At 62.3% G+C, this 10,988-nt stretch carries 13 protein-coding genes and 1 other RNA gene; 7 read left to right on the plus strand and 7 right to left on the minus strand.

The features are described from left to right. Positions 1-84: 84 nt before the first annotated feature. From QZ653_RS11665 to QZ653_RS11695, 7 genes are all read right to left on the minus strand, one after another. The gene (locus tag QZ653_RS11665) at positions 85-555 is read right to left on the minus strand and encodes a GNAT family N-acetyltransferase (RefSeq protein WP_296420265.1); all 471 of its coding nucleotides are present in this window, start codon (positions 553-555) and stop codon (positions 85-87) included. Further along, positions 556-1,650: an SPFH domain-containing protein gene (locus QZ653_RS11670; protein ID WP_296420266.1), complete on the minus strand. Its 1,095-nt coding sequence runs from the start codon at positions 1,648-1,650 to the stop codon at positions 556-558. Positions 1,651-1,681: 31 nt separating this feature from the next. After that, positions 1,682-2,662: a DUF2927 domain-containing protein gene (locus QZ653_RS11675; protein ID WP_296420267.1), complete on the minus strand. Its 981-nt coding sequence runs from the start codon at positions 2,660-2,662 to the stop codon at positions 1,682-1,684. A 7-nt stretch (positions 2,663-2,669) separates the two neighbouring features. After that, entirely contained in the window at positions 2,670-3,869 is a 1,200-nt protein-coding gene (locus QZ653_RS11680; protein WP_296420268.1) for a toxic anion resistance protein, read from the minus strand. 25 nt (positions 3,870-3,894) lie between these two features. Continuing rightward, positions 3,895-4,764, minus strand: a complete 870-nt coding sequence (locus QZ653_RS11685) for a 5-bromo-4-chloroindolyl phosphate hydrolysis family protein (protein WP_296420270.1) — start codon at positions 4,762-4,764, stop codon at positions 3,895-3,897. A gap of 3 nt (positions 4,765-4,767) precedes the next feature. Then, the gene (locus tag QZ653_RS11690; protein ID WP_296420271.1) at positions 4,768-4,962 is read right to left on the minus strand and encodes a hypothetical protein; all 195 of its coding nucleotides are present in this window, start codon (positions 4,960-4,962) and stop codon (positions 4,768-4,770) included. Between the two features lie 182 nt (positions 4,963-5,144). Beyond that, entirely contained in the window at positions 5,145-5,975 is an 831-nt protein-coding gene (locus QZ653_RS11695; RefSeq protein ID WP_296420272.1) for a pseudouridine synthase, read from the minus strand. 127 nt (positions 5,976-6,102) lie between these two features. Here QZ653_RS11695 and QZ653_RS11700 point away from each other — a divergent pair, with 127 nt between their 5' ends. The 7 genes from QZ653_RS11700 to rnpB all read left to right on the plus strand — a co-directional run bounded on the left by QZ653_RS11700 (position 6,103) and on the right by rnpB (position 10,922). After that, positions 6,103-6,555 carry a nucleoside deaminase gene (locus QZ653_RS11700; protein ID WP_296420273.1) on the plus strand — a complete coding sequence of 151 codons (453 nt, stop codon included), beginning with the start codon at positions 6,103-6,105 and terminating at the stop codon, positions 6,553-6,555. Between the two features lie 42 nt (positions 6,556-6,597). Then, positions 6,598-7,254, plus strand: a complete 657-nt coding sequence (locus tag QZ653_RS11705; RefSeq protein WP_296420274.1) for a ceramidase domain-containing protein — start codon at positions 6,598-6,600, stop codon at positions 7,252-7,254. Between the two features lie 32 nt (positions 7,255-7,286). Beyond that, entirely contained in the window at positions 7,287-7,574 is a 288-nt protein-coding gene (gatC, locus tag QZ653_RS11710; protein WP_296420275.1) for an Asp-tRNA(Asn)/Glu-tRNA(Gln) amidotransferase subunit GatC, read from the plus strand. Continuing rightward, a complete protein-coding gene (gene gatA / locus QZ653_RS11715) occupies positions 7,574-9,043 on the plus strand; it encodes an Asp-tRNA(Asn)/Glu-tRNA(Gln) amidotransferase subunit GatA (RefSeq protein ID WP_296420276.1) in 1,470 nt (489 codons plus the stop codon). Before gatC ends, gatA begins: the two co-directional genes overlap by 1 nt. Before the next feature lie 48 nt (positions 9,044-9,091). Next, complete coding sequence (locus tag QZ653_RS11720) at positions 9,092-9,829, plus strand: hypothetical protein (RefSeq protein ID WP_296420277.1); 738 nt, start codon at positions 9,092-9,094, stop codon at positions 9,827-9,829. 9 nt (positions 9,830-9,838) lie between these two features. After that, positions 9,839-10,516, plus strand: coding sequence for an N-acetylmuramoyl-L-alanine amidase (locus QZ653_RS11725; protein ID WP_296420278.1), 678 nt, complete (start codon positions 9,839-9,841; stop codon positions 10,514-10,516). Positions 10,517-10,529: 13 nt separating this feature from the next. Then, positions 10,530-10,922: RNase P RNA component class A (rnpB, locus tag QZ653_RS11730), an RNA gene on the plus strand. Positions 10,923-10,988 lie beyond the last annotated feature (66 nt).

Consider the following 10,988-nt stretch of genomic DNA (forward strand, 5'->3'; position numbering starts at 1 on the left):
AATGGCGTCTTGGAAAGCCTCCAGAGGAGGGTTTCAGCCGGGAACGGGGGGCCCCAGGGCCCCATGGGACGGCGATTGGCGGGCTTAGCGGGATGCGACAGGGCGGATCAATTCCAGCTCCCCGTCGATTTTGCGGCCTGTTTTGGCAAAGCCCGATGCTTCGTAAAAGGGCAGCGCTGAAGCAGCATCAGGCACCACGCTGAGGGCAATTTGGCGGCGTCCGCGTATCTGGGCCACATCGGCGGCAAAGGCCAAAGCGGCGCGTCCGTGGCCGTGCCCTTGGTGGTTGGCGTCAATCATCAGCCGCCAGATATAGAGGGTGTCGCGGGTTTCTCCGGTTTGCAGTTTGGCGGCGTCATGGGCGAAATCGATCAGCGCCAGAAGGCCCACAGGCGTGTCGCCGTCGTAAATGCCAAAAACCTCGCTGCCGCCTTCGAACAGGGCCTGCGCCAATGTGACGGCGTTCGGGGCGACCAGATGATCCTGATCGTCCCGCACGGCCAAATCCAGCATGGGGACCACGGTTTCGGCCCCCAAGGCCACGACTTTGGTCATTTACGCGCCGGGGGGCGGGGGCGGGGGCATCACGGTGAAAAGTTGCGCGAGTTCCTGCACCTCATCCGCTGTCATCCATCCGTCCTGGCCTTGGGTCCAGACCAGCGTCTGGCGGGTCAATTCACCGGCGGCAGCCATCTGGCCCATGCGCGCTTTGGAGAACGGGCCCTTGGTTTCGCCGTTTTCCGCGATGTGCCAGACATGTTCCACAGGCGGTGGGGGCGGGGCAGCAGGGGCTGCGGCGCGCGCCCATGGGTTCGCCATTTGTTGCGCCATAGCCATGCCCATGCCTGCGCCCATTCCGGCCCCCATAGCGCCAGATGCTTCACCGCCCTGACGGAGGGCTTCGGCGGCGGCGTATTTCATATGGGCGTCCAGATCACCGGTCAGCCCACGGGAGGTGCGGGTGTCTAGCGCCTTTTCGACCTCAGGCGGCAGGGAGATGTTTTCGATATAAAATTCAGGGATCGTGATGCCGTATTGCGCCACGGTGTCGGCGATTGCACCGGCCACCAGTTTGCCCAGATCGCGGGTGTTGGCGGCCATGTCGAGGACCGGAATACCGGAGGCGGCAATCACGCGGCTGAATTCCTGCACGATGATGTTGCGGACCTGAAAGCTGATCTCGTCCATGGTAAATTCGCCGTCGGTGCCGACGATTTCGGTCAGGAACAGACGGGGGTCGGTAACCTTGACGGTATAGGTGCCGAAGGCGCGGATGCGGGTGGGGCCGAATTCGGGATCGCGCAGCATGATGGGGTTTTTGGTGCCCCATTTGAGGTCGGTAAATCGCGTGGTGTTGACGTAGTAGATCTCGGACTTGAAGGGGGATTTGAACCCGTGGTCCCAATGCTGCAACGTCGTCATGATCGGCATGTTGTTGGTTTCCAACATGTACAGCCCCGGCGTGAACACATCGGCCAGCTGGCCTTCGTGCACAAACACCGCCGCCTGACCTTCGCGGACGGTCAGTTTGGCGCCGTATTTGATCTCATGGCCCTCACGTTCGAACCGCCACACCATCGTGTCGCGGGTGTCGTCGGTCCAGTGGATGACGTCGATGAATTGGCCGGAGAGAAAATCAAGAATTCCCATGGGGGCGGTCCTTTCGTTGTGGCGTTGGTGGTCAGCTGGGACCGGAGTTCATAAGTTCGGAGGCAATGACCCGTGCGATCGGGGCGGCTTCGGCGGCACTCATCCCTGTTTGCAGGCGGTCATCGTAGAGCATTTGCAACAGCAATTCGTCGTGTGTCGTCAGAAGGCCGAATTCTTCGTCATCGTTGAAGATGCTGGGACGCGCGCGGGGGCTGTCGTTGGCAAGGCCAAGGCCTTGGGCCAGTTCTTCGTGAATACAGGCCAACCGCATGAGGTCGGGGTGTTCGCCGCGGATCACCGCCACGGCCTGATCATAGTCGGAACTGCCATCGCGCGAAAATGCCAGCACCAGACACAGCGTATCGCGGGGCACGTCCAGAAAGGCGCGCACGGACCGGTCGTCGATGCCGGGCACAAGGGCGCGCAGACGGTCGCCGTAGCCCAGCCGGTCGTCTTCGTTCAGCATCAGAACGTGGAAATTCGGGTTGGTGTCGGTGACAGACATCGGGTGGCCAGTGACACGCGCAAGGCGGCTGACGTAGGTGCGGATATCCGCGCTGTCTTTGGTGCGCTGGGCATCGGGGATCGTGGCACCGTAGTCGATGGTGAACCGCACCGGCTGTTCCCAGCGGCGCAGGCGGCTGATCGTAGGGCGCGCTTCAAGTCCTTGATCTGTGGCCACGAATTCATCGAACAATGCGATCCGGACAAAGTTGCGCGCCAGTATCGTGTCGGTGAATGTGGTGTCCGGCCCGCCGCCGTCCGTGCGCAGCAGACCGCGCGCCAGCAGGTCATTTTCCACACGGCGGTAATGCACGGCCAAGGCGCGGCTCGCGTCTGACGGCACCAGATCCACGGGCACTTGAAACGGGACTTCGACCACGTCGGGGCGCGTGGGCGGGGCGGGGGATGTGGCCATCCCGTCGTCCACGCCCGTGATGCCACAGGCGGCCAGGGACAGCAGGGCGGCCAAGCCCAAACCACGTCCCCAAATGCCGCCTGTCCACGTCATGCGGGCCTTATGCCCCTGTCGCCGTGCCGATGGTGTCGCCGGTGCCCGTTGTGCGGGCTTTGGCGGCGGCGAGGGTGGATTTCAGCTCCGCCTCCATCGTTTTCAGCTCCTCCTCGGCCTCGGCGCGCTTGCGCTTGCCTTCGTCGGCGATTTGCAGGCTTTCCTCGATGGTGCCGATCAGGTCGGCATTGGCGGCCTTGATGGCTTCGATGTCGAAGACGCCGCGCTCCATCTCGGTGCGGATGGTCTTGTTGGCCTGACGCAGGTTTTCGGCGTTGGCGGTCAGCAGCTCATTGGTCAGATCATTGGCGTCGCGCACGGCATTTGCAGCCTCGGCGGAGCGTTGGATCGTGACAGCCTGTGCCAGCTGCGTTTCCCACAAAGGCACCGTGTTGATCAGGGTCGAATTGATCTTTGTCACGAGGCTTTTGTCATTTTCCTGCACCAGACGGATCGACGGCAGGGATTGCATCGTCACCTGACGGGTCAGTTTCAGGTCGTGGACGCGACGTTCCAGATCGTCGCGGGCCGCGCGGATGTCGCGCAGTTCCTGCGCTTTCATGACGCCCTGATCCTCAGGGGCGGCGGCGACCTCGGCCTCTTTGGCGGGGATGACCTGTTCGTCCATCTCACGCAGCTTTTCTTCACCGGCGGTGATGTAAAGGCCCAGTTCGTCATAGAAGCTCAGCGTTTTTTCATAAAGAACATCAAGGCTTTCGATGTCTTTCAGCAGCACATGTTCATGGCGCAACAGATCGTCCGTCACCTTGTCGATCTGCCCTTGCACTGTCTCAAACCGGGCGGCAAATTTCGCCGCAGGGGCCGCGCGGCCCAGCAGTTTTTCCCACCACGACCGTTTGCGACGCACGTCCAATTCGCTGACGTTAAAGCCGCGAATGGTGGTCACGATCTGGCGCAGGCTGTCCCCCGCAGGGCCCACGTCCTTGTTGCGCACGCCTTGCAGCATGGATTGGGAAATTTCCTGCAATTCGGCCTGTGCGGCAGACCCGAAGGAGATGATCGAATTGGTGTCGGTCATGTCCAGTTCGGCCATCCGGCGGGTGATTTCGGCGCTGGTGGGCGCATCGGCCTGGTCCAACGGGACCAATTCGCCCTTGGGTTCTGGCAGCACCACGGCTGTCACCTTTTCGACTTCTGCCAGCTGCGTTTGCGCCGCTTGCATATTTTTCACAACAGTTTCAGACATTCATGTCCCCCTTCATTGGCCTGGGCTACAGGCCCTCTCGTTGCAGTCTGTCCCGCAACACTTTGATTTCAATATCCATGTCACTTCGATCATCAAGCAACATTTTCTCGGTCCGCGCGGCGAAATTCTGCTCAAGATCGGTCAGGAGCGCCTCAAAATCGGCGCGTGCCTCTTCGTCGCGTTTGCGTTTGTAAAGATCCGCAAATTTCACAGCCGCATCCCGCGCGCCCATCAGGTAGACGCCCAAAAATTTGCGCGCGCCGGTCAGATCGCGCGGATCTTCTTCGACGGTGCGGATCATGCGCCGCGCGGCGGCCTGAAACTGTTCCACGCGGTTGTCCAGATGACGGTCTTTGACCGACGCGATGTGGTCGCGCATGGACGCAAGATGGGCCTCGGCCTCCTCCACGACGCGGGCCACACGGTCTTGTTGAAAGGTGTCGATCCCCTCCATGCGTTTGTCGCGCAGGGGATCAAGGCCAAAGGCGGTGATGTGCAGGCCACCGGCCACGATGCCATAGAGAATAGCCGCCAAGGTCGATCCGTCATTCATCAACGACGCCAGCGCAATCCCGCAACCGGTCAGAACCGCACCAATGATCTTGCGGGGCAGGGCGGGCTTGCGTGCCACCTTGCGCGCATCAAACGCCGCCTGCGCGCGCATGCCGTCCCGTGTCAGCCATGCGGCCAGCGACAACAGTGCAGCACCCACCAACCCCATGGCCAGCCCGACAGCGCCTTCGTTCAGCGACAAGAACGCCAACAGCACGCCGGGCAAGAACAACACGTTCGCCTTGGCCCCTGCCGCATCCACGCGGCGCTGGTCGATAACCTCTTCGCGCACACCGGACGCCGCGCCATCGGGGCTGAACTTGCCGCCAAACTTCTTGGCCATGGTCTAAAGCCCCCCCAGCCAACCGGTGACGACCCCGAACATCAGGGCAATCAGCAAAACGTAAGACAGGGTTTGAACGGATTTGGGCAAATGCTGGTCCTCAGTGCTGGATCGGGCGAACAGGACAGCGCGCCGCAGGGTCATCGCCACCATGATAATGGCCCCCAAAACGATCAAAAAAATCAAGACACGCGCCATGAAACGTCCTTTGCGGCGGTCGATACGTCATATCACATATGTCCGGACCGGCGAAAATGCGAGGTTTTCCCCGATAGACGCTGTCACCGCACATCAAATTTGCGCAAAAACCCATCCAGATCACTCATTTGTCCCCAATCCGCCGTTTTGATCATGCAAAACCGGATGCGCTGCGGCAAGGGTCATCGTCGCGGGTCTTTCCCCCTAACCCGCGGGGCCGCTTTTGGTTTCCCCTTGGCGGGCGTTTTGCGCACCCTTTGGGGCTTTGGCGTCTCACGCAGGCCCATCTGGTCCTTGACCACCCGCTGTTTGACCTCTTCAACCTCACCCTGCTTGAGCTGGCCCAGCTGGAACGGCCCGTATGAAATGCGGATCAGCCGGTTCACGGTCACACCCTGCGCGTCCATCACCCGCCGGATTTCGCGGTTCTTGCCTTCACGCAGGCCCACGGTCAGCCAAGCGTTCGCGCCCTGTTGGCGGTCAAAGGTCACATCCATGGGGGCATAGCGGATGCCGTCCACTTCGATGCCTTTGCGCAAGGTGTCCAGCTTTGCCTCCGACAGCGATCCCTTGATCCGCACGCGGTAGCGGCGCAGCCAGCCGGTGGCGGGCAGCTCCATCTTTCGTTTCAATTCCCCATCGTTGGTCAGCACCAACAGGCCCTCGGAATTCAAATCCAGCCGCCCCACAGACATCACCCGTGGCATGTCCTTGGGCAGGGCGTCAAAGACCGTATCGCGGCCCTGTTCATCCCGTTCCGTTGTCACCAGACCGGCGGGTTTGTGGTACAGCCACATGCGCGGCGGCTCGGCCTCGGCCAGGGGTGCGCCATCGACCAGAATGCGGTCCTTCGGCGTCACGTTCAGCGCAGGCGTCAGCACGACCTTGCCGTTTACGCTGACCCGTCCGGCCTCGACGATCTTTTCAGCCTCACGGCGGCTGGCCACACCGGCGCGCGCCAGAACCTTGGCGATCCGGTCGCCGGGGGGCGTCTTTTTGATATCATCACTCATCCCCAAGCGCCTAAAGCCTTGCAGCGCTGCGTGCAATGGCCACGCGCCCCGCTTCTTTGGTTCAAAAATATGCCCGCCGGAGGCTCCGGCCCTTGCCAAACCGAACCAAGCCCCGCCAATAAAGCGGATGACATTCAAAACCCACATGGACCGCGCCCTGTCCGAGGCCCGCGCCGCCGCCACCCGGGGCGAGGTGCCCGTGGGCGCGGTGGTGGTTTCGCCGCAAGGCGAGGTCATCGCCGCTGCGGGCAACCGGACACGTGAACTCAACGATCCCACCGCCCATGCCGAGGTTCTGGCGATCCGTGCGGCCTGTGCGTCGCTGGGTCAGGAACGGCTGACCGGTCACGACCTTTACGTCACGCTTGAGCCGTGCCCCATGTGTGCGGCCGCAATTTCGAACGCGCGCATCGGGCGGCTTTACTACGGCGCATCAGACCCCAAATCCGGCGGTGTCGAACAGGGCGCGCGGGTCTTTTCCCATCCCCAATGCCACCATAAGCCGGAGATTTTCGAAGGCTTGGCTGAGGGGGAAGCGCGCGATCTTCTGATCCGTTTTTTTGCGGACAAACGTGCCTGATCCCTGAATGAAACACGCCACAGGCCCAAAGGAAGGCTGCCCATGAACTGGTTTGAACAATTCGACGGCTACTGCGAGCGTACGGATTTCACCTATTGGTCGGAGCCCCTGAATGCGTTGACGAATGCGTCCTTCATCATCGCCGCGATCTTGATGTGGACCCGTGTGGCGCATCTGTTCTGGGGCCGTGTTCTGTGTGCGGTGCTCTTTGCCATCGGGGTGGGCAGTTACCTGTTTCACACCCACGCCACCGCTTGGGCGGCTTTGGCAGATGTCGCCCCCATTGGCATTTTCATCCTCGTCTATCTGTTTGTGGTCAACCGGCACATGGTCGGCTGGCCGCTTTGGGCGTCGATGATCGGGGTTTTGGGCTTTCTGCCCTTTGCGGCGGGCATCACGCTTGCGCTGGACCCCGTGCCGTTTTTCGGGACCTCGAACTTCTACTGGTCGGTGCCGATTTTGCTGCTGGCCTATGCCGCGCTGTATCGCCGCCAGATGCCCCACACGGCGCGTGGATTTGTCATCGGGGCCGCGATCCTGTCGCTGTCGATCACCCTGCGCAGTCTGGACATGCCGCTCTGCGATGCCTTTCCCGTGGGCACCCACATCTTCTGGCATATCCTCAACGGGATTATGCTGGGCTGGATGATCGAGGTTTACCGCCGCCACATGGTTGAAGCGCCCCCCGCTTCGGCGTAAAGCCCTGTGCAAACGTCTGAACGGAGAATCCCATGTCCATCGACACGGAAACGGCCCGCCGCGTGGCCAAACTGGCCCGCATCAAGGTCGAAGAGGCTGACCTGCCCGAATTGGCCAATGAATTCAGCGCGATCCTCGGGTTTATCGAGCAGCTGAACGAGGTCGATGTGGATGGTGTTGAACCGATGACCTCCGTGACCCCGCAGCGCCTGAAACGCCGCGAGGATGTGGTGACGGACGGCGACCAGCCGCAGGCGGTTTTGAAGAATGCCCCCGATGCCCGTGAAGGGTTCTTTGCTGTTCCGAAGGTGGTTGAATAATGTCTGATCTGTCCAAACTGACCATCGCCGCCGCGCGGGATGCCCTGAAAAAGGGCGACGTGACCTCTGTCGAATTGACCGAAGCCTGTCTGGCCGAAATCGACGCCGCCGATGCGCTGGGGGCGTTCGTGCACAAGACGCCCGACATCGCGATGGAACAGGCCAAGGCCGCTGACGCGCGCACGGATGGCGGGGACCTCAACGGGATACCGCTGGGCATCAAGGATTTGTTCTGCACCAAGGGCGTCGCATCACAGGCCGCGTCGCGCATTCTGGACGGGTTCAAACCGGAATACGAATCCACCGTGACGACACAGCTGTTTGATCAGGGCGCTGTGATGTTGGGCAAGCTCAACATGGATGAATTCGCCATGGGGTCGTCCAATGAAACCTCGGTCTATGGCAACGCCGTGAACCCGTGGAAAGCGGGCGCGGCGGAATTGACGCCGGGTGGCTCCTCCGGCGGATCCGCCTCTGCTGTGGCGGCTGATCTGTGTCTGGGGGCGACGGGCACCGACACCGGCGGGTCGATCCGCCAGCCTGCGGCTTTTACCGGCATCACCGGCATCAAACCCACCTATGGCCGCGTCAGCCGCTGGGGCATTGTGGCCTTTGCGTCGTCCTTGGATCAGGCAGGGCCCATGACCAAAGATGTGCGCGACGCGGCGATTATGCTGCGCGCCATGTCGGGCCACGACCCCAAAGACAGCACCTCCGCCGATTTGGCCGTGCCGGATTTCGAGGCCGCCTTGACCGGTGACATTCGCGGCAAAACCATCGGTATCCCGAAAGAATACCGGATGGACGGGATGCCCGCCGAGATTGAAAAGCTGTGGGAAGATGGCACCGCCATGTTGCGCGATGCAGGCGCTAGAATCGTCGACATCACCCTGCCGCACACCAAATACGCGCTGCCTGCCTACTACGTGATCGCCCCGGCTGAGGCGTCGTCGAACCTTGCGCGCTATGACGGCGTGCGCTTTGGCCACCGCGCCACGCTGGCCGCCGGTGATGGCATCACCGAAATGTACGAAAAGACCCGCGCCGAAGGCTTCGGGGACGAGGTTCAGCGCCGCGTGATGATCGGCACCTATGTGTTGTCCGCCGGGTTCTATGACGCCTATTACAACCGCGCCCGCAAGGTGCGCACGCTGATCAAGCAGGATTTTGAGGCTGTGTTTGCCGACGGGGTCGATGCGATCCTGACGCCCGCCACGCCGTCTGCGGCCTTTGAGTTGGGGCAAAAGTTCGATGATCCGGTGCAGATGTATCTCAACGACGTGTTCACGGTGACAGTGAACCTCGCCGGGCTGCCGGGCATCGCGGTGCCCGCAGGGGTCGACGCACAGGGCTTGCCCCTTGGCCTGCAACTGATCGGCCGCCCGTGGGAAGAGGGCGATCTGCTGAATACAGCCTATGCGCTGGAACAGGCCGCAGGCTTTGTAGCAAAACCCGCGCGTTGGTGGTAAACACATCGCCAGAGAGCGATATTTCAGACGGATAGGCAGAACAAAGCCATGAAAAGACTTGCGATTTTGGGTGTCAGCGCCTTTGTGCTGGCCGCATGTGCAGCCGATGTGCCCGACAGCGGTCAGGGCGTCGGGTTCAATGATTTCGCCGAGTTTGAGCTGGAACGCGCCCGCCGTGAAGCGCAGTTGCGCGGTGAGGCGGGGCCAACTTTTTCGCCCAACGGCGCGATCGTGACCCCGGGTGCACCTACGCCGGTGTCCGGCCCTGCGGGGGTGAACTCCTCTGATCTGGCGGCGGCGGGCATTGGCGCGCAGGCCTCTGGCGGGGTGACAGGTGGTGGCTTCGGTGCACCGGTGGCAGCGACATCGCAGACGCCTTTGGCGTCCAACGGTGACATCTCGGACGAGCAGGATTTCGGGGCCGTGGCATCGCGCGAAAGCATCGAAAGCGATGCGGAACGCCGCGCGCGTCAGGCTGCGGCCTATCAGTTGATCGAGGCGACGGCGCTGCCGGATCGCAACGGGAATGTCGGCCCCAATATCGTGCAATACGCCCTGCAGGCCCCCAACAATCTGGGCGAAAGCGTGTTCACGCGGTCGGGCTTCAACGCCGCCAATAAATTCACACGGAATTGCGCCAAATACCGCACACCCGACGAGGCGCAGCGCGATTTCATCAGCCGTGGCGGCCCCCAGCGGGACCGGTTGGGTCTGGACCCTGATGGCGACGGTTTTGCCTGCGGCTGGGACCCGCAGCCGTTCCGCACGCTGGCCTCCGGCAACTAGGGCTTTCGCGTGGGGCTGTCGCCCAACTTCGGGCCACGTCGCGGGGGCGCGGTGCCTGATCTGATCGTTTTGCACTACACGGCCATGGCCGACTGGACCCGCGCGCGCGACTGGCTGTGCAACCCCGAGGCCGAGGTGTCGGCCCATTACATCATTTCCCCGCAAGGTCAGGTCGTCGATCTGGTCGACGAAGACCAACGTGCGTGGCACGCAGGGGCAGGGCGCTGGGGGGATGTCACGGACGTCAATTCACACTCCATCGGGATTGAGCTGTCCAATGACGGCGCATCCCCGTTCGCAGCCCCCCTGATGGATGCGCTTGAGGATCTGATGGGGGGCATCATGGCGCGCTGGAACATCCCCGCGCACCGCGTGATCGCCCATTCCGATCTGGCACCGGGGCGCAAGATTGACCCCGGCCCCCGGTTTGACTGGGCGCGGCTGGTGCGCCGTGGGTTTGCCATCGCCGCGTCCCCGACCGGCGCTGCCGCGCCGACCGAGGACACCTTTCGCGCCGATGCGGCACGGGCGGGATATACGGCTGATGTTGATTTTGACACGCTGCTGTCTGCCGTTCGCCTGCGCCACAGACAGGGGCACACAGGCCCGCTGGATGCGGTCGATTGCGCCCTGGTTGCTGATCTGGCCGCGCGGTTTGGTATTGCGAAAGCCACGCCGACCTCTTAGGGCCATTCGAGACGCGGAGGATCGGATGGCCGATGGGGCAACCCATAGGAAAGTCCGGACTCCATCAGGGCACGGTGCCGGGTAATTCCCGGGCAAATACGGCGGAATTTTCCGCCGGTTTGACGGACAGCGCCACAGAAAACAGACCGCCCTGCAGCGCAGGGTAAGGGTGAAACGGTGGGGTAAGAGCCCACCGCGGCGGTGGCAACATCGCTGGCACGGCAAGCCCCACCGGGAGCAATGCCAAATAGGGACCGCGCGGGGCAACCCAGGATCGCCTTGATCCGAGCAGGTCCGGGTTGGCAGCTAGAGGGCGGCAGGCAACTGTCGCTTGAGATGAATGGTCATCGAATTGGGGGTCACGGCCCCCAAGGAACAAAATCCGGCTTATAGATTCTCCGCGTCTACGTTCAAACCGGCGCAGACCGGTTTGAACGGGTGGGCAAGGTCATGTCGCGCAGCGACGTGACAG

Origin of the sequence: Pseudooctadecabacter sp. (genome assembly GCF_020627745.1) — a bacterium.
In the GTDB taxonomy this organism is placed as follows: Bacteria; Pseudomonadota; Alphaproteobacteria; order Rhodobacterales; family Rhodobacteraceae; genus Octadecabacter.